Raw genomic sequence first — 24,913 nt, 5'->3', positions numbered from 1 at the left:
TTAGGAGAGCACCCGAGCCCACGGCTAATCTCCATAATGTGATCATAAAATTCCGCTTTATGAAACCCGCAGCGGTTGGGCCTGAAGGCGAGGGCGGGTTCTGATGCCGCACATATGCCTCCTCCTCTCCGGCGCCGCACTGCTGGTTAATGGCCTCGCCCTGCTGGGGCACCTGCCGCGCCGCGACGCGGCCGTGCTGAGCCTGGTGGTGGGCTCCATCCAACTGGTGCTGGCCGTCGTTTTCCTGGCTGAAGGCGGCCCTGCCGCCACTTTGCCCACCGCAGCGGGTATGTTCCTGTTCGGCCTGACGTACGTCTACGTGGGTTTGGACGTCCTGCTGAACCTGGGCTCGAAGGGATTGGGGTGGTTCTGCGGCATGGTTGCGTTTGTCGGGCTGCTGCTGGCCGTTTCCTGGCGTGGGACTGATCCCTTGCTGGCCGTATTGTGGCTGGCGTGGGCAGTTCTCTGGGCCTTGATGTTCGGATCAATGGCTTTGGAGCTGGGACGCCTGGAGCCGCTCATCGGGTGGGCCTTGGTCCTGGCCAGCCCGGCGACTGCCACGGTCCCCGCTTTCCTTGGCCTGGCGGGGATCTGGCCCCAAACCGTTGAGGCGGCCTGGCTGGCAGCGGTTGTCCTGGTAGCGCTCTTTGCATCCGCATTGGTTCTGGCGCGTCGTGGAGCCGCTGCCCCGCTCGCGCACAGTGCCGCCCGCCGTGGCATACTGCCGTAACCAGTGCCTGCCGGATCAGCCGGCCGGATTGCGGAAGGGGTTAAGCAATGCAGGAATCCGTCGGCGTGGACGAAACGGCGCGGCAGCACGTCGTCCGCGCACTTGCAGGAGCGCCCCTCACCGCAGGAGCTGACTTCGAGCAGCGGTTCCACCGGCACTTTCCTGACCTCTGCCGCCTTTTCCACTCGCTGTACGGCTCCCGCGCCGACTGGCTGGACCAGCTAACGGCGCTGGTCCTGCAAAGCGCCCGCTCCTGGCAGGAACGTCCGGAGGAGCTGAAGGTCCTCGACGCCGAACGGGAGGCCAAAAGCGGCTGGTTCCTGTCCAACGACATGCTGGGCGGGGTCTGCTACGTGGACCGGTATGCGGAAAGCCTGGAAGGAGTCCGCGCCCGCATCCCGTACTTCAAGGAACTCGGGCTCACTTACCTGCACCTCATGCCGCTGTTCCTGGCCCCCGAGCCGCACTCGGACGGCGGCTACGCGGTCTCCAGCTACCGCGACGTGAACCCGAAGCTGGGAACGATGGAACAGCTGCGGTCACTGGCCGCCGAGCTGAGGGCGAACGGCATCAGCCTGGTAGTGGACTTCATCTTCAACCACACCTCCGACGAACACGAGTGGGCCAGGCGCGCCGCAGCCGGCGATCCGGAATACAGCGGCTACTACTGGATCTTCCCGGACCGGACCATGCCGGACGCCTACGAGCAGAACGTGCGTGAAATTTTTCCCGAGAACCACCCGGGATCCTTCATCCAGATGGAGGACGGGCGCTGGGTCTGGGCCACCTTCCACACCTACCAGTGGGACCTGAACTACGCCAACCCCGCGGTCTTCCGCGCCATGGCCGGCGAGATGCTGTTCCTGGCCAACCAGGGCGTGGACATCCTGCGCATGGATGCCGTGGCCTTCATCTGGAAACAGCTCGGCACGCCGTGCGAAAACCTCCCGGAAGCCCACACCTTGCTCCAGGCCTTCAACGCGGTGTGCAGGCTGGCTGCCCCGTCGCTGCTGTTCAAGTCCGAGGCGATCGTCCATCCGGATGAGGTGGCGCTCTACATCGACCCCGCTGAGTGCCAGATCTCCTACAACCCGCTGCAGATGGCCCTGATCTGGGAATCCCTGGCTACCCGCGACGTCTCACTGCTGGCACAGGCACTGGAGCGCCGCCACAACATCCCCGAGGGCACGTCCTGGGTGAACTACGTCCGCAGCCACGATGACATCGGCTGGACATTCGCCGACGAGGACGCCGCAGAACTGGGCATCAACGGCTACGACCACCGCCGCTTCCTGAATTCCTTCTACGTCAACCGCTTCCCCGGCAGCTTCGCCCGCGGGGTTCCTTTCCAGGACAACCCCAAAACCGGTGACTGCAGGATTTCGGGTACGACGGCGTCGCTGTGCGGCATGGAGGTCAGCCCGGCTGAGGCGGTGGAGCGGATCCTCCTGGCCCACTCGATTGCCTTCAGCACAGGCGGGATCCCCCTGCTGTACCTGGGCGACGAGGTGGGCCAGGTCAACGACTACGGTTACGACCGGGAGGAGGGCCACGAAGCTGACAGCCGTTGGGTCCACCGGCCCCGCTTCCCCGAAGAGCAATACGAGCACCGGTTGGACCCGTCCACTCCGGAAGGTGCCATCTACGCCGGCATGAAACGCATGATAGAGGTCCGGGCAGCCACTCCTGAGCTGGCCGGCACCCGGCTGATCGACTTCGCCACCAACAACCGCTCCGTCCTGGCCTACCAGCGGCCCGGCGGGCCTACCCTGATTCTGGCACTTGCCAACTTCAGCGATGTGCCGCAGACCCTGCCGCCAGAAACCTTCGCACGTTACTCAGCTGCCGCCGTCGACCTCCTCTCCGAGGCCGTGCTGCAGCTGGACGAAGGCGTCACGCTCCTGCCACGGCAATACGTCTGGCTGCGCGTCACCTCCATCTGAGCGCCTCCCCAACAGGCCCTGGCGTTTTGACGCTCAAAAACGACACTTAGCGCTGCCAGTTGGGTCTGCAGGTGCGGGCCGTGAAACCATACGGATCATGCCTCAAAAGATTGCGTACCAGGGTGAGCCCGGCGCCAACTCCAATATCGCCTGCCAGCAGATGTTCCCCGGACTGGAAAGCGTGCCGTGCGCGAGCTTTGAGGACGCCTTCGAACTGGTGTCCGGCGGCGAGGCGGACTTGGCCATGATCCCCATTGAGAATTCGATCGCCGGCAGGGTGGCGGACATCCACGTTCTGCTGCCCCAGTCCAACCTGCAGATTGTGGGCGAGTTCTTCCTGCCCATCCACTTCGACCTGCTGGGCATCCCGGGCAGCACCATCGGAGACGCCACTGAAGTCCACAGCCATATCCATGCCCTTGGCCAGTGCCGCCGCCTCATCCGGAAGCACGGGCTCAAGCCTGTCATCGCCGGTGACACCGCCGGTTCCGCGCGCGAAGTCAGCGAGTGGAACGATCCCCGCAAGCTCTCCCTCGCTCCCCCGCTGGCCGCCCAGATCTACGGCCTGGAAGTGCTGGCCTCACGGGTGGAGGACGATCCCTCCAACACCACCCGGTTTGTGGTCCTTGCCCGGGAAACGGAACTGCCGGGACGGGACGAACTGCCCGGGCCGGCAGTCACCAGCTTTGTGTTCCGTGTCCGGAATGTCCCTTCCGCCCTGTACAAAGCTCTGGGCGGGTTCGCCACGAACGGCGTGAACATGACCCGGCTCGAAAGCTACATGGTGGGCAACGAGTTCGCGGCCACCATGTTCATGGCCGACGTTGAAGGACACCCCGAGGACCTGCCCCTGAAGCTGGCCCTCGAGGAACTGGACTTTTTCACCACCGAGGTGCGCGTCCTCGGCGTGTATGCGGCCGCCGAGTACAGGACACGTCAGACCGTCAGCGGCTGATCTGCTGTGTGGCGCGGCTTCAGCAGGGGCGCGAAAAATTCGCCCAGCTCAACCGTTGCCGACAGCGGCAGCACGTTCGCCACGTACTGGTCCGGCCGCACCACTACCACCACGCCGCCGCGGTCCAGGCCGCGCAGTTCGAAGATGTCGGCGGCCGGATCCGTGGCGTACACCTTTTCGTAGTCGGTCAGCTTGAACGGGCCCACCTGCGGCTTGAACACCGCGGGAACTGCGCCAATGTCCACGGCGGTGTGCGGCTGCTGGTAAATCACCTTCACGTCGAACCAGGCGTCAGGATCAGCGTCCGACGGCGTTACGGCCAGCGGCGATTCCGGCGAGTCCGCGAGCCACCCGGCAAAGTCAGCCACACCTGTTGCCTCCCCCGCCGGCGCGGCGTCGGCGAAGACATAGATCCGCCACCTGCCGTCCGCCGTGGCGTGGTGGCCCAGGTGGATCGGGTTGGTGTCACCCACCCGTACAACGGGAGCGGACTTGAAGCGCTTGCCTACTGGGAAGCCGGTGGCCAGCTCTTGGTGGTGTGCGGTGCCCACCAGCATGGACGGCGCGTATTGGGTCATGAATCCGGCAGGGAATTCGGCGGTGCGGACGTAGAAGTCCTCCAGGTCCGAGGGGTTTTCGAACTCTTCGGGCTTCTTGGCCATCATGGCGGACCACTCTTTGTCGAAGTCGATGAGGTTCCTGGCCACCACCTGCCTCTCCTGGGAGTAGGTGGCCAACAGGCTTTCGGGGCTGCGGCCTTCAAGGACGTGACCCAGCTTCCAGGCAATGTTGAAACCGTCCTGCATGGAGACGTTCATGCCCTGGCCGGCCTTGGCACTGTGGGTGTGGCAGGCATCCCCGGTGATGAACACCCGCGGGGTGCGGGTGCCGCGGCCCTCCGGCAGGACATCGTCGAACCTGTCGGTAAGGCGGTGGCCAACCTCGTACACGCTGTGCCAGGCGACGTTGCGGACATCCAGGGTGTAGGGGTGCAAAATGGCGTTGGCCTTGGCGATGATCTCCTCAATGGTGGTGTTGCGCACCGCGTGGTGAGTGGCGGGGTCTACCTGTCCCAGGTCCACGTACATGCGGAACAGGTGCCCGCCTTCCCGGGGGATCAGCAGGATGCTGCCCTCGGCGCCCTGGATGGCGCACTTGGTGCGGATGTCCGGGAAATCGGTGACGGCGAGGGCGTCCATGACGCCCCAGGCGTGGTTGGCGGCGTCACCGGCGAGCGTACAGCCGATGGCCTGGCGCACCTTGCTGCGCGCGCCGTCGGCTCCCACCACGTATTTGGCCCGCACGATCCGCTCCTGCCCCTCGTTGGGACCGGCTGTCTGGAGGAGGGTCACGGCGACCGGGTAGTCGCCGCCGTCGGTGACCTCCAAACCTTGGAATTCGTAGCCGTAGTCGGGTTTCATCCGCGTAGGTGAATTGGCCATGACCTCGGCGAAGTAGTCCAGCACACGGGCCTGGTTGACGATGAGGTGCGGGAACTCGCTGATGCCCATCTCGTCGTCAATGGTGCGGGCGGTCCGGATGATGTTGGAGTGGTGGGCCGGGTCCGGCTTCCAGAAGGCCATCTCGGTGATCCGGTAGGCCTCGGCGATAATACGCTCGGCGAAACCGAAGGCCTGGAATGTTTCCACACTGCGGGCCTGGATGCCATCGGCCTGGCCGATTGCGAGCCGGCCGGGACGGCGCTCGATGATACGAGTGGTGATGTTCGGAAACTGGGAGAGCTGTGCGGCGGCGAGCATTCCTGCCGGGCCGGTCCCGACGATCAGCACGTCCACTTCGTCCGGAAGCCCGGCGGGGCGGTCGATGCCGACGCCGGCGGCGGGCTTTATCCGCGGGTCTCCGGATACATAACCGTGGTGGTGAAACTGCACGAAATTCCTCACTTCATTGTGCGGCTGTTCGGCCGGAAGGTTGTTCGATAATGGAATTTGTATTTCCATATGAGAAAAGCTGCTGCCGACCAACACTGTACGCCACGTGTGATGTGGACGACAAGGAAGCTAAAACGAGGCAGGGCGAAGGGGGTTGACGGGCCGCTCTTGGGAAGCGATAGTGATCGTATACGATTTCGTACTGATCAAGGAGACGTTTTGAAGCAGGTCCATGGGGACACCTTGGCAGCAGCACGGAAAGTGATCGCCGTCCATATCAACTACCCCAGCCGCGCCGCCCAGCGGGGGCGGACTCCGGCCCAGCCGTCCTACTTCCTCAAGCCCCCAAGTTCTTTGGCCGTGACCGGCAGCACAGTAGAACGTCCTGCCGGCTGCGAGCTCCTTGGCTACGAGGGTGAGATTGCCCTGATCATCGGCAAGGCTGCGCGCAGGGTAGGAATCGAGGACGCCTGGAGCCACGTCGGGGCCGTTACCGCCTCCAATGACCTCGGTGTCTATGACCTGCGCTGGGCGGACAAGGGCTCGAACCTCCGTTCCAAGGGCGGCGACGGCTTCACCCCGGTGGGCCCGGCACTGATCCCGGCAGACGCCGTCGACCCCGCCCAACTGCGCATCCGCACCTGGCACAACGGCGAGCTGGTTCAAGACGACTCCACCGAGGACCTACTCTTCCCGTTCGCCCGCCTGGTGGCGGACCTGTCCCAGCTGCTCACCCTCGAAGAGGGCGACATCATACTCACCGGCACCCCCGCCGGCGCTTCCGTGGCCAAACCGGGAGACGTCCTGGAGGTGGAGGTCTCCGCAGGGGACCTCACCACAGGCCGCCTGGTCACCCGGGTGGAGGAAGGCACGACGCCGTTCGCGGACTTTGGTGCCGGCCCCAAGATTGATGACGTGCAGCGGGAAGAGGCGTACGGTTCCCGCGAAGCTGCAGGACTTCCTGCACCCGCCAGTGTTCTGACTCCGGAACTGAAGGCCAAGCTCGAGAGCGTCGCCACCGCCACCCTGTCTTCCCAGCTGCGCAAGCGCGGACTGAACAACGTGAGCATCGACGGCCTGCAGGCCACCCGGCCGGACCGGCGCGTGGTGGGCCTGGCCCGGACCCTGCGTTACGTGCCCAACCGCGAGGACCTCTTCAAGACCTACGGCGGCGGGTTCAACGCCCAAAAGAAGGCCATCGACTCCGTCAAAGAAGGCGAAATCCTGGTCATGGAAGCCCGCGGCGAAAAAGGCACCGGAACCGTGGGCGACATCCTCGCCCTCCGAGCTCAGGTCCGTGGCGCCGCGGCCATCATCACCGACGGCGGCGTCCGGGACTACACCGCCGTCGCCGGGCTGGACATGCCCACGTACTTCGCCAACCCGCACCCCGCGGTGCTGGGCCGCCGCCACATCCCCTGGGATACGGACATCACCATCGCCTGCGGCGGCGCAACGGTTCAGCCCGGTGACATCATCGTGGCTGACTCGGACGGCATCCTGGTGATCCCACCGGCGATGGCGGAGGAACTGGTGGATGACTGCATCCAGCAGGAAAAGGAAGAAACCTTCATCTTCGAGATGGTCCGGCAGGGCCACAGCGTGGACGGCCTGTACCCGATGAACGCGGACTGGCAGGCCAGATATAAGGAATGGGAAGCACTCAACCTTCCAGCGGAACAGGCATCTGATGACTGAAGCAGCGCTGACCCGCCTTCCGGTGGCCGCCGTCGGCAGCAAATCCCAACAGGCCTACGAAGCAGTGAAGGCCCGCATCGTGGAAGGAACGTACACCCCTGGGTACCGCCTGGTCCTGGGCAGCATCGCCAAGGACCTCGGCTTCAGTGTGGTTCCGGTCCGAGAGGCCATCCGCCGCTTAGAGGCCGAAGGGCTGGTGACGTTCGAACGGAACGTCGGTGCAACCGTAGCCGGCATCGACCCCACGGAGTACCTCTACACGATGCAGACCCTGAGCATCGTGGAAGGGGCCGCCACTGCGCTGTCCGCCCCGTTGATCGATGCAGAGGCCATCGCCCGTGCCCGTGCGGTGAACGAGGAGATGCGGGAGTGCCTGGACCACTTCGACCCTGTCCGGTTCACCCAGCTGAACCGGGACTTCCACAGCGTCCTGTTCGAGCAATGCCCCAACCCGCACATCCTGGACCTGGTGCACCGCGGCTGGAACCGGCTGGCAGCAATACGGTCCTCCACCTTCCGCTTCGTTCCCGGCCGTGCGCATGACTCGGTGGACGAGCACGAGGCCCTGCTGAAGCTCATCGAAACCGGCGCCGACGCCGACACCATCGAAAAGGCGGCGAGGCTCCACCGCTCCGCCACCCTGGACGCCTACCTTGCCCAAACCAAACACATTTAGGACTTCAATGATGACGACCTCAACAGAGACCTCCAAGCACTACGTTCCTGAAGACCTTCCCACCCATATCCAGCACTACATCAACGGCCAGTTCGTTGACTCCGTGGGCGGTAAGACCTTCGACGTCCTGGGCCCTGTCTCCAACCGGAACTACGCCACTGCCGCGGCCGGCCAAAAAGAGGACATCGACCTCGCCGTCGCCGCCGCCCGCGAAGCCTTCGTCAACGGCCCATGGCCGAAGATGAAGCCCCGCGAACGGGCCCGCGTCCTGAACCGGATCGCTGACGCCGTCGAAGCGCAGGAAGCACGTCTGGCTGAACTGGAAACTTTCGATACCGGCCTGCCGATCACCCAGGCCAAGGGCCAAGCCCTGCGCGCGGCCGAGAACTTCCGCTTCTTCGCGGACCTGATCGTGGCCCAGTTCGACGACGCCATGAAGGTCCCCGGCTCGCAGATCAACTACGTCAACCGCAAGCCGATCGGCGTGGCCGGCCTGATCACGCCGTGGAACACCCCGTTCATGCTGGAGTCCTGGAAGCTCGCCCCGGCGCTGGCCACCGGCAACACCGTGGTCCTCAAGCCCGCCGAGTTCACCCCGCTGTCCGCCTCGCTGTGGGCCACGATCTTCAAGGACGCGGGACTGCCCGACGGCGTCTTCAACCTGGTCAACGGTCTCGGCGAGGAAGCAGGCGACGCGCTGGTCAAGCACCCGGACGTGCCGCTGATCTCCTTCACCGGCGAGACCACCACCGGCCAGACGATCTTCCGGAACGCGGCTGAGAACCTCAAGGGCCTGTCAATGGAGCTCGGCGGGAAGTCCCCTTGCGTGGTGTTCGCTGACGCAGACCTGGACGCCGCGATCGATTCGGCCCTGTTCGGGGTCTTTTCACTCAACGGCGAACGCTGCACCGCCGGTTCCCGCATCCTGGTCGAACGCGCCATTTACGACGAGTTCTGCGAGAAGTATGCCGCCCGCGCCAAGAACATCGTGGTGGGTGATCCGCACGACCCCAAGACCCAGGTGGGCGCCCTGGTCCACCCGGAGCACTACGAAAAGGTGGCCTCCTACGTGGAAATTGGCAAGTCCGAAGGCCGGCTCCTGGCCGGCGGCGGCCGCCCCGAGCACCTGCCCGAAGGCAACTACATCGCACCCACCGTGTTCGCCGACGTCTCCCCCGAGGCCCGGATCTTCCAGGAGGAAATCTTCGGACCGGTCGTCGCCATCACCTCGTTCGAAACCGACGACGAGGCCCTGGCTCTCGCGAACAACACCAAGTACGGCCTGGCCGCCTACATCTGGACCCAGAACCTGACCCGGGCGCACAACTTCTCGCAGAACGTCGAAGCAGGCATGGTGTGGCTGAACAGCCACAACGTCCGCGACCTTCGCACCCCGTTTGGCGGCGTCAAAGCCTCAGGCCTGGGCCACGAGGGCGGCTACCGCTCCATCGACTTCTACACCGACCAGCAGGCCGTCCACATCACCCTCGGCACCGTCCACACCCCAAAGTTCGGCAGCATCGAAGCCTCCGCCGCCAACGAAGGCTAACCACCCAACCAGGCCCTGGCAGCCCAAGTAGCTCACATTTGTTGTCGTTTTGAGGCTCCAAAACGACACCTACTGCGAGTCAGTTGGGTCCCCACAAACCTACTTTCGAAGAAGAGAGACCATCATGACCAGCTTTGTTCCCACCCCTTCTGTTACGGCCCCGGATATCGTCCGTTGTGCCTATATGGAGATCGTGGTCACGGACCTCGCCAAGTCCCGCGAGTTCTACGTGGACGTCCTGGGCCTCCACGTCACCGAAGAAGACGAGAACAACATCTACCTGCGTTCCCTGGAGGAGTTCATCCACCACAACCTGGTGCTGCGCAAAGGACCCGTCGCCGCCGTCGCAGCCTTCGCCTACCGGGTGAAGTCCCCCGCCGAGGTGGACGCCGCCGAGGCCTACTACAAGGAGCTCGGCTGCCGGACCAAACGCCGCAAGGACGGGTTCACCAAGGGCATCGGTGACTCCGTCCGGGTCGAGGACCCGCTGGGCTTCCCGTACGAGTTTTTCTACCACGTGCAGCACGTGGAACGCCTCACCCAGCGCTACGACCTCTACTCGGCCGGCGAATTGGTCCGCCTGGACCACTTCAACCAGGTCACCCCCGACGTCCCCCGGGGCCGGGCGTACCTGGAGGACCTCGGCTTCCGGGTCTCGGAGGACATCAAGGATTCCGACGGCGTCACCTACGCCGCGTGGATGCACCGCAAGCAGACGGTCCACGACACCGCCCTGACCGGCGGCAACGGCCCGCGGATGCACCACGTCGCGTTCGCCACGCACGAGAAGCACAACATCATCCAGATCTGCGACAAGATGGGCGCACTGCGCATCAGCGACCGGATCGAGCGTGGCCCGGGTCGGCACGGGGTGTCCAACGCGTTCTACCTCTACATCCTGGACCCGGACGGGCACCGCATTGAGATCTACACCCAGGACTACTACACCGGCGACCCCGACAACCCCACCATCACCTGGGACGTCCACGACAACCAGCGCCGCGACTGGTGGGGCAACCCCGTCGTCCCGTCCTGGTACACCGAAGCCTCCCTCGTCCTGGACTTGGACGGCAACCCCCAACCGGTCATTGAACGCGAGGAAAAGTCCGAAATGGCCGTGACCGTGGGTGCCGACGGCTTCTCCTACACCCGCAAGGACGCTTCGCCGGACGGGGACCGGACCGGTTTCAAGCTGGGGGCGCAGCTGTAGCCATGCTCGATGCCCAGACGATTGAGGCCATCGCGGACGAACTGCTGGAAGCCGGCCGCACCCGCACCCCCGTCCCCCGTTTGACAGCCCGGTACCCGGAGATGACCGTGGAGGACTCCTACGCCGTCCAGCAGTTGTGGCGCCGCCGCAACGAAGAGGCTGGCCGGGTCCTGGTGGGCCGCAAGATCGGCCTCACGTCCAAGGCCATGCAGGACGCCACCGGCATCACCGAACCGGACTACGGGGCTATCTTCGATGACATGGTGCTGGAATCCGGCTGCTCCGTGGAGTGGGACAAGTACACCCATCCGCGGGTGGAGGTTGAGCTCGCCTTTGTCCTCAAGGACGGGCTCAAGGGGCCCGGCGTCACCATTTTCGATGTCCTGAAAGCCACCGACTATGTGGTCCCGGCCCTCGAGATCCTCGATTCGCGGATCGAGATGGAGGGCCGGACCATCGTGGACACCATCTCCGACAACGCCGCGATGGGCGCCATGGTGATCGGCGGGAACCCGGTGAAGCCGGACGCCGTGGACCTCCGCTGGGTCTCGGCCATCCTCTACAAGAACCAGACCGTGGAGGAAACCGGCGTCGCAGCGGGGGTCCTGGACCACCCGGCCAACGGCGTCCACTGGCTGGCGAACAAAATTGCCGCGCACGGGGACTCGCTCAAAGCCGGGGACATCATCCTCGCCGGATCCTTCACCCGCCCGCTCTGGGTCTACAAGGGTGACACCGTCCACGCCGACTACGGACCCCTCGGGAGTGTCACATGCCGCTTCGAATAGAACCCACCTTCCGCGACGCCCTCGCTGAGCAAAAGCAAAAGGGTCAGGCAGGCCGTCCGCTGGCCGGGATGTGGGTCTGCTCCGGCAGCCCACTCATTGCAGAACTGTGCGCCGGATCCGGGCTGGACTGGCTGCTGGTGGACGCGGAGCACTCCCCTAATGGGCTGGAATCCATCCTCGCCCAGCTCCAGGCCACCCATGGTTACCCGGTCCACACCCTCGTGCGGCCGCCGGTCAACGACACCGTGATCATCAAGCAATACCTGGACCTCGGCGTGCAGAACCTGCTCATCCCCATGATCAACTCGGTGGCCGAGGCAGAAGCCGCTGTCGCGGCCACCCGCTACCCGCCCGAAGGCATCCGCGGCGTTGGTTCCGCCCTTGCCCGGGCCGCCCGCTGGAACCGGGTCCCTGGCTACCTCGCCCGAGCGAATGAGACCATCAGCGTCACGGTCCAGATTGAGTCGACGACGGCGGTGGACGCGGTCGAGGACATCCTGAAGGTCGACGGCGTGGACGCCATCTTCGTTGGCCCGTCGGACCTTGCCGCATCCATGGGCCTGCTGGGACAGCAGGAACACCCCGAGGTGCGTGCCGCCGTCGAACACTGCCTATCTGCTGCCAAAGCCGCGGGCAAACCTGCCGGCGTCAACGCCTTCAACCCCGACACCGCCCGCCACTACCTTGCCAACGGCGCCAGGTTCATCCTGGTGGGCGCCGACGTCGCGCTCCTCGCCCGAGGCTCCGAGGCCCTCGCCGCCCAATACATCCAGCAAGCCGACGGCGGCACCCCCGCCAGCTACTGAGCGACCGCCTTTGGCAAAGAAGCAACCCGCATTCATGGACAGTAATGCCCCCACCATCGGGGGTGGGGGCATTACTTGTGTGGTTGTGCCGCGTTCAGCTAGCCGATCAGGGTGCTGATGAGCCGGAAAGACAGGGCGAAGATGGCGATGAGGCCGATGGCTCCGAAAAGGTTTTGCCACCACTTGTTGCGGAGGTCGCCCATGACGGCGGTTTTGTTGGCCATGGTGACGATCAGGACTCCGAGCAGGGGTGCGATGAGGACTGTGAGGGACTGAGCGATGACGATCAGGCCGACGGGTGAGGACTGGAATGAGAGGGTGATGATCAGGCCGAAGGCAAGGATCGCTGCGGTAAAAATGCGCGCTGCGGGGGATCCTGCTTTGGCACCGCGTCCGATGGCGTCGGAGAGCATGGTACCGCCTGCGGTGGCGTTGGCGATCATGGAGGAGAACGCTGCTCCGGAAAGTCCCAGGGCGAAGAGCATGGCCCCGGTGGGGCCGGCCAGCGGGGTGAAGATGGAGGCGAGGGCGTTGATGGTCCCGGCCTCGGCCCCGGTCTTTCCCAGTACGGCGGCGGCGACCATGATGACCAGGGCGGTCATGATGCCGGGGGCGACGATGCCGGGGATGGTGTCAACGAGGGTGATGTCCTTGTAGTCGGCGCGGGTGCGGCGGTGTTCCTTGATGCCGTAGGAGGTGTAGAAGGCGGCGTTGATGGAGAAGTTGGTGCCTACGAGGGCAATGATGAGGAGTTCGCTTCCGGCAGGCAGGCTTGGGACCATTCCTTCGAGGGACCGGTACCAGTCGGGCTGCGCGACGACGGTGCTGGCGATGAAGGCGATGCCCATCAGGACAACGATGACCAGGAGTGCTTTTTCGACGATGCCGTAGACGTTTTTGAAAGCCAGGACGATCGCGACGGCGATGGTGCAGACAACGGTCCACAGGACCGGGGAGCCGCCGAAGATCAGTGACAGGCCGAGGCCGGATCCGACGGCGTTGCCGACGGAGAACATGAGGGTGATACCGAAGACGCCAAAGCCTGCGAGCAGGCCGACCCATTTGCCGAGGTGGTCCTTGATCGAGGAGATCAAAGAGACGGGGGTGGCGATGCCGAGCCGGACGCTCATGTCCGTGAAGAAGATCATCAGGATCGTTGAGACTGCGATGACCCAGACGAGGCTGTAGTCGAACCGGCTTCCGGCCTGCACGGCGGTGGTGAGGTTTCCGGGGCCGAACTGCCAGGCTCCGACGACGAAGGCCGGGCCCATCAGGGCAAGGTACTGCAGGAAAGTCCGGTGCTTCTTCGCGGCCGCGGGGGCCTGGTTTCCTTGCTGGGTTGCCATCTGTTCTTCCCTGGTTTCCTGGTGGGTGATGGTCTTATTCTGCTGCTCGCGCATCGGCGAGTCCTCCTTATACAGCGACACTGCTGGGGGCGTCATTGGCCCGGGACGGAGAGTGAAAGTTAGGGCACGGGTGGCGGGCCAGGGGCACGCCACCCGTGAGGACCCGTAAGGGTGGAATCAGGCGCTGACGGTGACCTTGCCGATGTTGGCGGCAGCGAAGGCTTCGGCAATTTCGGTTTCGGCGCCCTCGGGCAGGGGCAGGAGCGGGGTGCGCACCGTGGCGTGGTCAAGAATGCCGCGGTTCACCAGGCCCCACTTCAAGGCGACGGTGCCTTCCATGTGGGACCCGCGGTGGTAAACGTTCTTTGTCACGGGGAGCAGGCGCTCATGGATGGCGTGGGCACGCTTGTAGTCCTGCGCCTTGCCGGCTTCGATCAGTTCGACGAGCAGTTCGGGGGCGATGTTGCCGTAGCCGACGAGCAGACCGTCGACATCGAACATCGTTGGCAGCAGGTATTCGTCGTGGCAGGACAGCACCTGCAGTTCGGGGTACGCGGCGCGCAGTGCGGGGATCTCCGTGTACCACCGGCGCATGTTCCGGACACCGTTCTTCGTGGCAAAGACGCCCTCCTGGCCAGCGATCTCCAGCTGAGTGTCCAGGTTGTAGCTCGCCTTGGTGTTGTCCGGGTACTGGAACAGGATCAGCGGCAGACCGGACTCTTCATAGATCTCCTTGTAGCGCGTCTGCGGCGCGCCGTCCTGGTATCCGAAACGCAGCCACCCGTGCGAGGGGTAGACCAGACCGGCTGACGCGCCGGCCTCGACAGCTTTCTTTGCCTCTAGGGCCGCGGTCTTGTTGCCCTCCTTGGTGATGCCCGCCACGACCGGCACGCGGCCGTCGGTGGAGGCAACGAACGCGCGGATAACGTCAAGCTGCTCCTCTTCAGTAAGGAACGTGCCTTCGCCCGCGTGCCCCAGGACGACGAGGCTCTTAACGCCTTCAATCGAACCGAGCCACGAGCCAAGACGCTGGATCGCCGGGTAGTCGATAGCGCCATCTTCGGTGAACGGGGTGATAGGTGCGGGGCTGAGTCCGCGGAGATCGAGTGTCATTGCAGCTACCTCTTGTCTTCATTGATGGTCGGCAGTCCCGCTGTCATGAGAACGTTTGCGGGAACGTTTTCAAGTTTGCACGTGTCGCAGCTCACTGTCAAGAGAACGTTTGCAAGTCAGGAGGATTAGAGTGTCTGTTACACCCTTGCTGAAGAGGAGAACCCTTATGGATCCGGCCGCCACCGGCACTGTCGTCACGCTGAAGGACGTCGCAGCGGCCAGTGGCGTGAGCATTTCCACGGCCAGCCGCGCCCTGGATGAAAGGACCACGTCTCGCTCAGCAGCTGCAGCGAACGTCCGGAAAGTGGCCGAGGAGCTCGGTTACCGGAGGAACTCCTTCGCCTCCAGCCTGCGCCGCGGCGAAACCCGCACCCTGGGCGTCCTTGTCCCCCGCTTGAGCGACACCGTCATGGCCTTGATGTTCGAAGAACTCGAGAAAGCCGCATCCTCCCGCGGCTACTTCGCCATGGTTGCCACCAGCGGAGATGACCCTGACGAGGAACGCAGCGCAGCCGAAACCCTGCTCGACCGCAACGTGGACGGATTGATCCTGGCCACGGCCCGGCTCGACGACAAACTCCCCCGGCTCCTGCGTGAACGCCGGGTAGCGCATGCATTGGTACTGCGCACCGACGGCATCAGCCCATCCGCCCTCGGAGACGACGAAGTGGGCGGCTACCTCGCCGTGCGCCACCTCATCGACCTCGGACACCGCGAGATCGCTGTCGTCACCGGCCCTGACTTCACATCCTCCGGGAAAGCCCGTCTCGCCGGCGCCCGCAGAGCCATGGAAGAAGCCGGCATCAAACCGGCCGACAAATGGCTCATCGCCGCAGGCTACGGCATCGAAAACGGCTACACCGCCGGCGAAACACTCCTTAGCGCTGGCCATCGTCCCACAGCGGTCTTCGCGGCCAACGACAACATCGCCATGGGCGTGATGGCGGCAGCACACCGCAACGGCATCACCATCCCCGAAGACCTCGCACTGGTCGGGTACAACGACACACCCCTTTCGGCGCGGCTGCCCACACCCCTAAGCTCCGTCCACGTTCCCCTGGACCAGATCGCCGCCACCGCCATCGACCTCATCGTCAACCCCGCAACCGAACCCCTCATTCGGCGATCCATGCCTACCCTCATCCCCCGCCAATCCAGCGGAACACCCAAGCACTAGTCCACTTCCCTGCCTGCGCCGTCGATCTGCAGGATCTAGTTCCGACGAGTTTGGTGACCTCGTAAGTGTGGCCGGCCGCACGGAGTCGCTGTATGAGCACGTTGCCGAGTGCAGTGGCCGGTGTCAGTGACCCCTTCGCGGTTGGCAGCCGGTCACTGTCGAGGGCTAGAGCGAGTGCAGTCTCCCCTGCCATGACGGCGGTGGCGGCATAGCCGGGATCACCGGGGCCGGCAGCAATTGCCTGGTAACGGTGCCCGTCTTCGGTGCGGGCGGTTACCTGGGAGTGGAACCAGCCTGCGCGCTGCGTGCTGATGCTCGGACCTGCACCTGGTGCCGGCAGCCAGCGGTCGAGCACCCACCGGGTGGGCGGGAACGCCATCGCGCCCGTAAATGCCCGGAGCCCCAGTGCTATTGCCTTGGCGGCAACCGCTCCTGCCCGTCCTCCGGCCACCCCCATCACCTCGCCGTACTGAAGGGAGCGGCCGTAGGCCCAGCCCTGCAATGCGTTGCTGCGGCGCACCATCCGGGTGTTGAACGGGGCCATGATGAAAGGCGCGGTCCAGGTGCCGTCATCGCAACGGCGCACAGGACCCGCGTCAGGAGGCTGTTGTATCTCCGGCTCCCGTGCCCGGTCAGGGCTTAGAGCGAAGGGGTCTGCGGCCAATGACCTCAGGGCGGGGCTCGATCGCATCGCGTCGAGCTGCCCGCGCATCGACTCGAGCGTGCCTCCGCTGATGCCGGCCTTGGCCCTAGCAACTAGTTGAACCTGGAGCAGGCCGCCAGCGCCGTCGGCTTCTGCCGCCTGATGAAGCAGCAGTACGGCGAGGTCGGACGGCACGGAGTCATAGCCGCAGGAGTGCACAATCCTGGCCCCGCTCGTCTTGGCCAGGGCGTCGTAGCGATCGATCGCCTCCCGGATGAAGGACACCTCACCGGCGAGGTCGGCGTAGTGAGTACCGGCCCGTGCGCATGCCTCCACGACGGGTAGTCCGTGTTTCGCGTATGGACCGACGGTTGTGAACAGCACACGGGTGCCCGCGGCGAGGGCCGCGATAGTGTCCCCGGCCTCCGAGTCAGCTTCAATAAGGGCCCATCCGTGCGCCGCTTCCGGCAACTGCGACCGAACCGCCTCAAGCCTGGGTTTGGACCGGCCCGCGAGTCCGACCCGCATACCTGCCGGTGCATGCTCTGCGACGTAGGCGGCGATCAGCCGGCCAACGAACCCTGTCGCTCCATAGAGAACGAGGTCATGTTCCCGAGGTAAGTTTTCCATAACTGCAGCCTTTCACGGCGGCAACTCCAGGCCGACACCCGGCTCCTTGCTTGAGTCCCCGCAACGGGGACAATTCTCGTAGTTTATCCACGGCTACTGCTGCCAAGGAGCTACCCCAACGGCTCCTATTCCCCGCCGTAGATAGCCCGAATTGACCCCAATCATGAACGGGTCGAAACCGCCGCCGATTCCGGCCGCGTTGTCAGTAAGCACTTGTTTGCCTGACCGAGACAGCCTGACAGAAGGTCCATTATCGACGCTTCTATGTCTGTCAAGCGGGCGGGAAACGGGTGCGGACGCGGACCAAGTTGTCGCCTGGGGCGGCTTAGGTGACCACGAGCCGCCCCACCCACCAAATTCCTCAGCAAAGGACTTTCAACATGAACGACGCAATCCGCATCTCCAGCCCCGCCGACATCCTCGGTTTCATCCCGCACTCCCTCGGGTTCGTACCGCGGGAATCCTTTGTGTTCCTAACCCTGCGGGGCAAGACGCTGGGCGCCACACTGCGGGTCGACGCCCCCGCGTTCGCGGAACCCGCCGGTTTCGCCCGCTCCCTGGTGGACTACCTCGCACTGGACACTCAGGCCACGGCGGTGCTGCTGGCCATCTACACGGCCAGCACCCCCCGCCCGGACAGCCCCGCCCCTTCCACGACCACGTCGAGGGCGTCATCGAGGCACTGGACAGCGCAGGTACCCCGCTGCAGGACGCGTGGCTGGTCACCCCGTCACACTGGCAGAACCTGCTGTGCGACAGCGACGCCGGGTGCTGCCCGCCCGAATCACTGGAAACCATCACCGACAAGCAACTGAACGCGGAACTGGTGTTCCGTGGCAGCAGCTACCAAAAGACGCCCGGCACCAGCTACGCACCGTTCGCAGGCCCGGCAGACAGGGAACGCTCCCACCCCCGCAACCCAGTCGGGGTCAACGTTGGCGCGAAAAAGCGGCCTATGTGGGGCTATATGCATCCTGCTGGTCGGCAAGGGCTCGTGACCGCCTGTAGAAAGTCGCCCGGGACATTCCCAGGTCCCTGGCAACCTGCGCCGCGGGCTCGCCACCTTTAACCAGGCGGACAGCATTCTGAATCTGGCTATCAGTGACCCGGCGGGGTCGGCCGCCAAGGCCGAGGCCAGCCTCGCGACGCTTGTTAATGGAGTCCGTGACACGTTCGCGCTTGATCTCGTGCTCCATCTGCGCGAGGGCGGCCATGATCGTGTACAACATTGCGCCCATCGGTGTTGCGGTGTCGACGTCGCCACCGCCCAGGTTCAGCACCCGCAGACCGGCGCCCCTGCCGCGGAGTTCATCGGCGAAGGCGAGCATGTTTTGGGTGGATCGACCGAGCCGGTCCAAAGTCGTGATGACGAGAGTGTCACCCTGGATGAGCGCGTCGAGTGCCCGATCGAACTGTGGTCGCGAAGCACGCGCCCCGGAGACTCCCTGGTCGATGTATAGGTTATCGGGTCGAACGCCGCGGCGAGTAGATCTGCCTGTTGCCGGCCGGTGGACTGCTGCCGTGTCGAAACGCGTGCATAGCCAATAAGTTTCGACACGCCTGCCTCCGAATGTGTCTCGTAACTAATGATTAGTATGCCGATTCCACCAAGGGGTTTCGAGACATAGTTATGAGAATGGCCTGGTGCTGGGAAAGCCATGTGATTCCACAGGAACCAGAACCTGCGAACGCTTTGCTTTCCTCAGCCTTGGGACGCCCCGCATCTCAAGGGTTTTGAGACGGTAGGAACTTGGAGTTTGGGTCGGGCAGCGCCTCGCGCCTCCCCTAACCACGATCAACCTGCAAAACCCTTCGGGGGAAGGTGTCGGTGTCGAGGGCAAGACGGTCGTTCCTGGCGGCGGGATATGCCTTCTTCGCAGGTGGGCTCGCAGCAGGGATGGACATCAGCGAAAAATGGGAATTGGCGGGTGTCCCGTCTACAGTCCGTTCTGGAAGCATCCAACTTAGAGCTACAGCACGTCTAGCTCATGCAAGTCGGGTTACTACTCGAGAATTTAGTTACAGGATGATTTTGTAATATGAAAGAGATGCAGACTTTTCCGTCGTACTTCCGTTTCTTCCGCGCAGCTTGGGCCCTGTGGGTGATGGCGTTTATTTTTGCGGCAGGGATATTTTTCTCCACCTTCTCATTGACTGGTGGCTCGAACGGTTTCGAAATCGGCATCTTACTCGCCGCCGGCATCCTCGGGGGCGGCTTAATTCGGGGACTCGTCCGAGAAAGTTGGGTCACCATAATTTTTGTCCTCACTGTCGTCGCGGCAGGCTTCCTTCTTGCGCAGTTTCCTGCGCCTTGGTCTAAGCTCTGGCCAGTGGTAGTTCCCGCAAGCGCAATTGGCGTGATGGTCGGTAACATCATTCGCCTCGGACTACTTCACAGTAAACAGAGGACGCCCCGGGACGTGTGGGTTGTCAGTGGTGTCGAGGTGCCGCCGACCGAGACAGCGAAGGCATCGTCACTGGCGGCGCTTTCGTCTTGGGACAGCGCTGAGGCGGGGCGTTTCTTTGTCGGACGTAGTGATCGATTGTTTGAGGCTATGGGAAGTCCTGCGACGGGTTTCATCGTGCACTGCACGGCTAATTCTCAAGACGAGAGTGCGTGGCGGGTGTTGGGCTTAATGAAGGGGAAAGCAGAGTCTGAGATTTTCATTCCTACGGGTCCTGCGTTCGCACCTAGCGGCGTTGTCGTCGATCTGGACACAGCAAGTTCCGCTTTGCGGGGATTTTTCCACTACCGGGGCCCTGATCCGGAGCTTTCCTGGACCTCAGGAAATACAGTACTTGATCTGAAATTCGGCTAGGCCCTGACGAGCGGCCCTTTGCTATACCCGGACCGGTGACGCGAGTATATCCGCAGTGAGGTTGCGTTTTGATGCGCGGAAGCCGTTCAAGCGACTGACCATGACTGCCATTCGACCGCGAACCCACGGTGCTCGTTGAACGGTGAGAGAATGCTGGGCCTCAAGATCGACGTCAAACTCGACTCACTTTTGAGATGCCGTGAGAGCGTCCTGCATTAGTGTCCGTAAGTCGACCGGCTAACGGGCACATCTCGATTGCGCCTTCGTGCGCTGATCACAACATGAGGGCGAGCGGCAAGGGAGGATGTAGGAATGAGTTCACAAATGCCGGTTGCCGTCCGAGCCGCGGCCTCATGGCGGAGGCGTCGCTGGTTGAAGAGTCGTTACCGCAGCATTCGGTATGACGCGCGATTCGCCGACGGACGCGAGGAGCACGGCGTCGATTTGAACGCCGTGCTTCAAGGATCCCGCTTCCCCGCGGACTACTGGTCCACGCGGAACGGCGCGGACCTGGCCTGCCCAGAAGAAGGCACCGGGCTATGGGTGGACTATCCCTATGGTCGGCCGCTCTAGCGAGCCAAAATAAAGAACCAGTGCCCGGTGAAGTATCCCCTTACGGGCACTTAAAACCTTCTACTGGCCGAGGCGACGTGTCTCATACTCAGGCGTCTCAAATCCCTAGGGATACGAGCCAATTAACTAGATCTTGACGTCGCACTTGCATTTTGCAAGTATGAGCCGCATGAGCCTTTTCATCACCTGCCCGGTCGAGAGCGTTCAGCGCTCGACAGCCTTCTATACCGCCCTCGGCTGGACCCTCAACCCGGAAATGTCCGATCACAACGTGTCATGCTTCGCGATCGCGCCCGAGCAGTACGTCATGCTCGGCAGCCGCGAAATGTATGCGAGCGTCGGCGGCGCCGAGGAGCTCGTCGGCGGACCCGACACCCCCTCGAAGGTCACGGTCTCATTCGACCTCGGCAGCCGTCAGGCGGTCGACGAGCTCGTCGAACGCGCCGGTGCCGCCGGCGGGCGGATCGGTGATACCGACGATTACCCCTTCATGTACCAGCGCCAGTTCGACGACCCCGACGGCTACCACTACTCGCCGTTTTGGATGAAGCCGGACGACGATCCGACCGAGTGAGCGATCTCGCCGCGGCCCTCGATATCGTTGGAGCGCGGTGGGCCTTGCTCATCGTGGAGCGGCTGCTCAACGGGCCGCAGCGCTACGGCGACCTGCAGCGCGACCTCGGAGTGCCGACGAACATACTCGCGACCCGCCTGCGCGAGCTTGAGACCGCCGGTGTACTGTCCCGCCTGCCCCTCCGGCACAACACCCGGGCCTACGCGCTGACCGATCGCGGGCTCGCCTTGCGTGAGGCGATCATCGCGCTAGGACGCTGGGGCAGCGATGAGGCCTAGGCGTGGCGCGGAATCGCGATACGCTCCGACGAGTTGGCTGGGCTCTGCCCCTGCAACATTTTGGTGGGCTGGATCTATAGAGGCGTAAAGGGTGTTGAGCTGACGGGAGAGGATTCGGGCAAGGTAGCGCTTGAGGGATCTTCGAATTTCCCGGTAGCCACGGCCTTCTTGAGTGCGTTTGGCAACGTACTCCCGCGTTTCGGGATGGTGGATCATTCTCGTCATGGTGATGATGTGCAGGGCACGATTGAGTCGCCTGTCACCGCCTCTGTTGAGCCTGTGCCGGACAGTGTTACCACTTGAGGCCGGCAGGGGATTCACCCCTGCCAGTGACACGAAGGCAGCTACGCTGCGAACCCTTCCTGGATGCGACCAAGCTGTCAGGACGGCAGCGACTGAAACGGCCCCGGCGCCCACCATCTCCAGCAGCGGGGCGGCGGGACTTTGCTGTATCAGCTCAGTCATGCGTTTCTGATTAGCAGCCAGCTGAGTGGTCACTTCGAGAACGCGGCGCGCCAACCGAATCGCTTCCTCCCGCGCAATCGCTAGTTCCATCTGCTCCTGCCTTTCCCGCCATCTGGTGATCGTGTTGATCTGGGCGGGGACCAGAGGTTTACGGGCATCGATTCCAAGATCATGTGCCCGGAGGAGGGCAATAAGTGCATTGACATTCATTGTTCGTTCCCGCGTCAGTTGATCCCGGGCTGCACTCAGGATCCTGAGCCCGGCACGGGTTCCTTCATCCCGTCGCGGAACCCGTAGTTGGGACTCCTCCAAGCCCAGGACAGCGGCTCCGATGGCTGTGGCGTCCAATGGGTCCGATTTGCCCAGCCCTCGACGGCCTCGGGCGTTCATACGTGGAGCTTCGGCGACGTTGTCACCGGCGTCGGTTATTGCCCTGGTCAGACGGGCTCCATACGAGCCGATACCCTCAACAGCCCACGAACGGGCGGGTCTGCGCAACGATAGTCAACGCGGCCACCCTCCTTTCTTTCGAATGGACAAGACAAGTCGCAGCACGACCGGCGCCGGACCTGAGAAGAGTCACTTCGAGGCAAAACTGTGATGAGCCACAACCTCAGAGGCTGGGCAAGCTTCTAATCAAGCCACCGACGTGGGAAAGATCAACGCCGACCGCTCCACCGAGCGCGGACAAATCGGGGGAAACGCACCCTCAAGGGCAATTGTTTTTTCGAGTCACGCGCCGGGCAGAACGACCGGCATCAACACTGCCAGCTAGTCCCAGACCAGCCACGTAAAGATTCACAGGCGTTAAAGGGGGCGAGTAGAAGTAGAGGACCGTCCCAGTCAGTCTTTTAGTGTTTGCGCAGTTGAGCAAACGCAGTCATAACTCGGCCGATACAGCAATACCAGCAACCCGCTCGGCTGCAACAAACACGTCCGATCACCGAAGGAGTAAAGACCGCCCGCTCAACTGCAGTCAGTCAAGCAGCGCTACGCCGAACTCAGCGACGACGGCCCGCAATTCCCTGAGGTAGCGCTGCGCTTGGTCGGTAAGTGGAATCGCGGCGTGGCCGATCCAGCCGATCTCGATGCGTTCGTCGACGTCGAGCGGGATGGCGACGATCTCCGGGTCGAGCTGCCCGCTGATGATGCCTGTCGAGATCGTGTAGCCGTGGAGCCCGATCATGAGGTTGAAGATCGTGGCACGGTCAGAGACCCGGATCTCCTGCTTACTGGACAAGGTGGAGAGAATCTCCTCGGCGAAGTAAAAAGAGTTGTTCGCACCTTGATCGAAGGTTAGCCGCGGCAAGCCGGCGAGATCGGCGAGAGTCGCACGCTCTTTTGAGGCGAGCGGGTTGTTCCGTGAAATGAAAATGTGCGGTTTGGCGAGGAAAAGCGGAGTGAACGCGAGCCCGGATTCCCGGAGTAGCTTGTCGATGATCTTCCGGTTGAAATCGTTCCGGTAGAGAATGCCTATTTCGCTGCGGAGCGTCCGCACGTCCTCGATGATGTCCCAGGTGCGGGACTCACGCAGCGAGAACTCGTATTCGGCCACCTCAGTGGCCTTGACCATCCGGACGAAGGCGTCCACCGCGAACGAGTAGTGCTGCGTTGACACCCCGAGCAGACGTCGCGTCGGTGGCCTACCAAGGTAGCGCTGCTCGAGGAGAGCGAACTGCTCGACGACCTGCCTCGCATAGCCGAGGAACTCGACCCCGTCGGCGGTGAGGGTGACCCCGCGGGCGGAGCGAACCAGGAGCGCACGGCCCACCCGGGCCTCAAGGTCCTTCATCGCTGCGGACATTGTCGGCTGCGCTACGTAGAGAAGATCGGCAGCCGCGGAGATCGACCCCTCAGCTGCAACTTCTATGAAGTAGCGGAGCTGCTGCAGGGTAAGTCCGCTCGAAAGCTGGGGCATAGGAAAATTCTATATCAGTGCATAGAAACCCCTAGTTACTCGATATCCCTGGAAGGCTGCAACATGGATACATCCCCTTCTGAAAGGCCGTGTCCGGCCCATCAACGGATTGGCAGCGCATGGCAGACAACTTCACCTTCAGCATCACCACTACCCCCTTCAACGAGGACTACTCCCCGTCGGAAGGCTCCCGGGTCACGACGAATTTCGCCAACCTGGCACGGGGCGAGCACCGCCAGGAGAACCTCCGCAACGCCTTGGCCATGATGCGGCGGCGCTTCAACGATCTCGCAGGCTGGGACAACCCAGACCGGGACCGTTACACGCTCGAGCTTGAGATAGTCTCCGTGCAGATACAGTTCACTGCGGAAGGCACGGATCAGCATTTCCCGCTGTTCGAGGTTCTCGACATCCAGATCGTCGACCAGCTGAACGGGGTCCGCCACCACGGGATCGTCGGGAACAACTTCTCCTCCTACGTCCGTGACTTCGACTTCAGCGTCGTACTGCCAGCGGCAGCAGGAGACTCAGGCAAGCCCACCGTTCCCGAGGACTTCGGCGATCTTCACGGCAAACTGTTCCAGCACTTCCTCGATTCCCCGGCATGCCAGGAACGCTTCCCGCAGCCGCCAGTGGTGTGCATCAGCGTCTCCACAACCAAGACGTACCGGCGAACGGGGAACCGTCACCCGGTCCTGGGCGTCGAGTACCAGCAGGACGAGTTCTCGCTGACGGACGCGTACTTCGGAAAGATGGGGCTGCAGGTTCGCTACTTCATGCCACGCGGCAGCGTTGCGCCGCTAGCCTTCTATTTCCGCGGCGACCTGCTCAACGACTACTCCAACCTGCAGCTCATCGGCACGATCAGCACCATGGAGACGTTCCAGAAGATCTACCGCCCGGAGATCTACAACGCGAACTCCGCCGCCGGCCCCGTCTACCAGCCGAGCCTGGGAGAGCAGGATTACTCGCGGACCCAGATCGCTTACGACCGCGTCGAGCGCAGTCAGCTCGCGATCACGCAGGCGAAGTACACGGAGGAGCACTTCATCACGCCCCACAAGGATCTATTGGACCAGTGGACCGCCAAATACCCCGCTCTCGCAAATTGACCCACGGAGAATCGTCAA

At 63.4% G+C, this 24,913-nt stretch carries 21 protein-coding genes and 1 pseudogene; 15 read left to right on the top strand and 7 right to left on the bottom strand.

The features are described from left to right. The first annotated feature begins 103 nt into the window (after positions 1–103). The 3 genes from AC5RTE_RS16955 (at position 104) to AC5RTE_RS16945 (ending at position 3,628) form a co-directional block, all read left to right on the top strand. Complete coding sequence (locus AC5RTE_RS16955) at positions 104–730, top strand: AmiS/UreI family transporter (RefSeq protein ID WP_494042544.1); 627 nt, start codon at positions 104–106, stop codon at positions 728–730. A 47-nt stretch (positions 731–777) separates the two neighbouring features. Further along, positions 778–2,673: an amylosucrase gene (locus AC5RTE_RS16950; RefSeq protein WP_494042543.1), complete on the top strand. Its 1,896-nt coding sequence runs from the start codon at positions 778–780 to the stop codon at positions 2,671–2,673. 97 nt (positions 2,674–2,770) lie between these two features. Then, positions 2,771–3,628: a prephenate dehydratase gene (locus AC5RTE_RS16945; protein WP_494042542.1), complete on the top strand. Its 858-nt coding sequence runs from the start codon at positions 2,771–2,773 to the stop codon at positions 3,626–3,628. Here AC5RTE_RS16945 and AC5RTE_RS16940 read toward each other — a convergent pair. Then, complete coding sequence (locus AC5RTE_RS16940; protein ID WP_494042541.1) at positions 3,610–5,520, bottom strand: FAD-binding monooxygenase; 1,911 nt, start codon at positions 5,518–5,520, stop codon at positions 3,610–3,612. The genes AC5RTE_RS16945 and AC5RTE_RS16940 overlap by 19 nt on opposite strands. Positions 5,521–5,739: 219 nt before the next feature. Between AC5RTE_RS16940 and AC5RTE_RS16935 the strand changes: the two genes are divergently transcribed. From AC5RTE_RS16935 to AC5RTE_RS16910, 6 genes are all read left to right on the top strand, one after another. After that, the gene (locus AC5RTE_RS16935) at positions 5,740–7,218 is read left to right on the top strand and encodes a fumarylacetoacetate hydrolase family protein (RefSeq protein WP_494042540.1); all 1,479 of its coding nucleotides are present in this window, start codon (positions 5,740–5,742) and stop codon (positions 7,216–7,218) included. Then, positions 7,211–7,894 (top strand): GntR family transcriptional regulator, encoded by a 684-nt coding sequence (locus tag AC5RTE_RS16930; RefSeq protein WP_494042539.1) that lies wholly within the window; start codon positions 7,211–7,213, stop codon positions 7,892–7,894. Before AC5RTE_RS16935 ends, AC5RTE_RS16930 begins: the two co-directional genes overlap by 8 nt. A gap of 10 nt (positions 7,895–7,904) precedes the next feature. After that, on the top strand, positions 7,905–9,443 hold the full coding sequence (gene hpaE / locus AC5RTE_RS16925) for a 5-carboxymethyl-2-hydroxymuconate semialdehyde dehydrogenase (protein WP_494042538.1): 1,539 nt from the start codon (positions 7,905–7,907) through the stop codon (positions 9,441–9,443). Between the two features lie 124 nt (positions 9,444–9,567). Then, positions 9,568–10,653, top strand: a complete 1,086-nt coding sequence (gene hpaD, locus AC5RTE_RS16920; protein ID WP_494042537.1) for a 3,4-dihydroxyphenylacetate 2,3-dioxygenase — start codon at positions 9,568–9,570, stop codon at positions 10,651–10,653. Between the two features lie 2 nt (positions 10,654–10,655). Next, positions 10,656–11,441 (top strand): 2-oxo-hept-4-ene-1,7-dioate hydratase, encoded by a 786-nt coding sequence (gene hpaH / locus AC5RTE_RS16915; RefSeq protein ID WP_494042536.1) that lies wholly within the window; start codon positions 10,656–10,658, stop codon positions 11,439–11,441. Then, entirely contained in the window at positions 11,426–12,247 is an 822-nt protein-coding gene (locus tag AC5RTE_RS16910; protein ID WP_494042535.1) for an HpcH/HpaI aldolase family protein, read from the top strand. Before hpaH ends, AC5RTE_RS16910 begins: the two co-directional genes overlap by 16 nt. 98 nt (positions 12,248–12,345) lie before the next feature. Here AC5RTE_RS16910 and AC5RTE_RS16905 read toward each other — a convergent pair whose 3' ends face one another. Continuing rightward, complete coding sequence (locus AC5RTE_RS16905) at positions 12,346–13,689, bottom strand: Nramp family divalent metal transporter (protein ID WP_494042534.1); 1,344 nt, start codon at positions 13,687–13,689, stop codon at positions 12,346–12,348. Between the two features lie 81 nt (positions 13,690–13,770). Next, on the bottom strand, positions 13,771–14,706 hold the full coding sequence (locus tag AC5RTE_RS16900; RefSeq protein ID WP_494042533.1) for a dihydrodipicolinate synthase family protein: 936 nt from the start codon (positions 14,704–14,706) through the stop codon (positions 13,771–13,773). A gap of 166 nt (positions 14,707–14,872) precedes the next feature. On the opposite strand from AC5RTE_RS16900, the gene AC5RTE_RS16895 reads away from it, so the two are divergent. Next, positions 14,873–15,883, top strand: a complete 1,011-nt coding sequence (locus tag AC5RTE_RS16895) for a LacI family DNA-binding transcriptional regulator (protein ID WP_494042532.1) — start codon at positions 14,873–14,875, stop codon at positions 15,881–15,883. Here AC5RTE_RS16895 and AC5RTE_RS16890 read toward each other — a convergent pair. Next, positions 15,846–17,156, bottom strand: coding sequence for a saccharopine dehydrogenase family protein (locus tag AC5RTE_RS16890; RefSeq protein ID WP_494042531.1), 1,311 nt, complete (start codon positions 17,154–17,156; stop codon positions 15,846–15,848). The two genes, AC5RTE_RS16895 and AC5RTE_RS16890, sit on opposite strands and share 38 nt — an antisense overlap. 380 nt (positions 17,157–17,536) lie before the next feature. On the opposite strand from AC5RTE_RS16890, the gene AC5RTE_RS16885 reads away from it, so the two are divergent. Continuing rightward, on the top strand, positions 17,537–17,971 hold the full coding sequence (locus AC5RTE_RS16885) for a DUF4192 family protein (RefSeq protein ID WP_494042530.1): 435 nt from the start codon (positions 17,537–17,539) through the stop codon (positions 17,969–17,971). A gap of 138 nt (positions 17,972–18,109) precedes the next feature. Here the strand turns inward: AC5RTE_RS16885 and AC5RTE_RS16880 are convergent. After that, positions 18,110–18,714 (bottom strand): annotated as a pseudogene (locus AC5RTE_RS16880) (recombinase family protein). Positions 18,715–19,195: 481 nt separating this feature from the next. Between AC5RTE_RS16880 and AC5RTE_RS16875 the strand changes: the two are divergent. From AC5RTE_RS16875 to AC5RTE_RS16865, 3 genes are all read left to right on the top strand, one after another. Further along, positions 19,196–19,975: a hypothetical protein gene (locus tag AC5RTE_RS16875; protein WP_494042529.1), complete on the top strand. Its 780-nt coding sequence runs from the start codon at positions 19,196–19,198 to the stop codon at positions 19,973–19,975. Between the two features lie 742 nt (positions 19,976–20,717). After that, positions 20,718–21,122, top strand: a complete 405-nt coding sequence (locus tag AC5RTE_RS16870) for a VOC family protein (RefSeq protein WP_494042528.1) — start codon at positions 20,718–20,720, stop codon at positions 21,120–21,122. After that, positions 21,119–21,400: a winged helix-turn-helix transcriptional regulator gene (locus AC5RTE_RS16865; protein WP_493969088.1), complete on the top strand. Its 282-nt coding sequence runs from the start codon at positions 21,119–21,121 to the stop codon at positions 21,398–21,400. Before AC5RTE_RS16870 ends, AC5RTE_RS16865 begins: the two co-directional genes overlap by 4 nt. On the opposite strand, the gene AC5RTE_RS16860 is transcribed toward AC5RTE_RS16865, so the two are convergent. Both AC5RTE_RS16860 and AC5RTE_RS16855 read right to left on the bottom strand, forming a co-directional pair. Continuing rightward, the gene (locus AC5RTE_RS16860) at positions 21,371–22,363 is read right to left on the bottom strand and encodes a transposase (RefSeq protein WP_494042527.1); all 993 of its coding nucleotides are present in this window, start codon (positions 22,361–22,363) and stop codon (positions 21,371–21,373) included. The genes AC5RTE_RS16865 and AC5RTE_RS16860 overlap by 30 nt on opposite strands. A 478-nt stretch (positions 22,364–22,841) precedes the next feature. After that, positions 22,842–23,783, bottom strand: a complete 942-nt coding sequence (locus tag AC5RTE_RS16855) for a LysR family transcriptional regulator (protein WP_494042526.1) — start codon at positions 23,781–23,783, stop codon at positions 22,842–22,844. 119 nt (positions 23,784–23,902) lie between these two features. Between AC5RTE_RS16855 and AC5RTE_RS16850 the strand changes: the two genes are divergently transcribed. Continuing rightward, the gene (locus AC5RTE_RS16850; protein ID WP_494042525.1) at positions 23,903–24,895 is read left to right on the top strand and encodes a DUF1852 domain-containing protein; all 993 of its coding nucleotides are present in this window, start codon (positions 23,903–23,905) and stop codon (positions 24,893–24,895) included. Positions 24,896–24,913 lie beyond the last annotated feature (18 nt).

This window comes from Arthrobacter sp. K41 (assembly GCF_059089645.1).
The sequence above is the reverse complement of the archived record's forward strand: the minus strand, read 5'-3'. Positions and strand labels throughout refer to the sequence as shown.

Bases quoted from the DNA above. Each gene is read 5' to 3' on its own strand.
- AC5RTE_RS16955 (WP_494042544.1), top strand. From the start codon at position 104: ATGCCGCACATATGCCTCCTCCTCTCCGGCGCCGCACTGCTGGTTAAT.
- AC5RTE_RS16950 (WP_494042543.1), top strand. From the start codon at position 778: ATGCAGGAATCCGTCGGCGTGGACGAAACGGCGCGGCAGCACGTCGTC.
- AC5RTE_RS16945 (WP_494042542.1), top strand. From the start codon at position 2,771: ATGCCTCAAAAGATTGCGTACCAGGGTGAGCCCGGCGCCAACTCCAAT.
- AC5RTE_RS16930 (WP_494042539.1), top strand. From the start codon at position 7,211: ATGACTGAAGCAGCGCTGACCCGCCTTCCGGTGGCCGCCGTCGGCAGC.
- hpaE (WP_494042538.1), top strand. From the start codon at position 7,905: ATGACGACCTCAACAGAGACCTCCAAGCACTACGTTCCTGAAGACCTT.
- hpaD (WP_494042537.1), top strand. From the start codon at position 9,568: ATGACCAGCTTTGTTCCCACCCCTTCTGTTACGGCCCCGGATATCGTC.
- hpaH (WP_494042536.1), top strand. From the start codon at position 10,656: ATGCTCGATGCCCAGACGATTGAGGCCATCGCGGACGAACTGCTGGAA.
- AC5RTE_RS16910 (WP_494042535.1), top strand. From the start codon at position 11,426: ATGCCGCTTCGAATAGAACCCACCTTCCGCGACGCCCTCGCTGAGCAA.
- AC5RTE_RS16905 (WP_494042534.1), bottom strand. From the start codon at position 13,689: ATGACGCCCCCAGCAGTGTCGCTGTATAAGGAGGACTCGCCGATGCGC.
- AC5RTE_RS16900 (WP_494042533.1), bottom strand. From the start codon at position 14,706: ATGACACTCGATCTCCGCGGACTCAGCCCCGCACCTATCACCCCGTTC.
- AC5RTE_RS16895 (WP_494042532.1), top strand. From the start codon at position 14,873: ATGGATCCGGCCGCCACCGGCACTGTCGTCACGCTGAAGGACGTCGCA.
- AC5RTE_RS16890 (WP_494042531.1), bottom strand. From the start codon at position 17,156: ATGGAAAACTTACCTCGGGAACATGACCTCGTTCTCTATGGAGCGACA.
- AC5RTE_RS16885 (WP_494042530.1), top strand. From the start codon at position 17,537: ATGAACGACGCAATCCGCATCTCCAGCCCCGCCGACATCCTCGGTTTC.
- AC5RTE_RS16875 (WP_494042529.1), top strand. From the start codon at position 19,196: ATGAAAGAGATGCAGACTTTTCCGTCGTACTTCCGTTTCTTCCGCGCA.
- AC5RTE_RS16870 (WP_494042528.1), top strand. From the start codon at position 20,718: ATGAGCCTTTTCATCACCTGCCCGGTCGAGAGCGTTCAGCGCTCGACA.
- AC5RTE_RS16855 (WP_494042526.1), bottom strand. From the start codon at position 23,783: ATGCCCCAGCTTTCGAGCGGACTTACCCTGCAGCAGCTCCGCTACTTC.
- AC5RTE_RS16850 (WP_494042525.1), top strand. From the start codon at position 23,903: ATGGCAGACAACTTCACCTTCAGCATCACCACTACCCCCTTCAACGAG.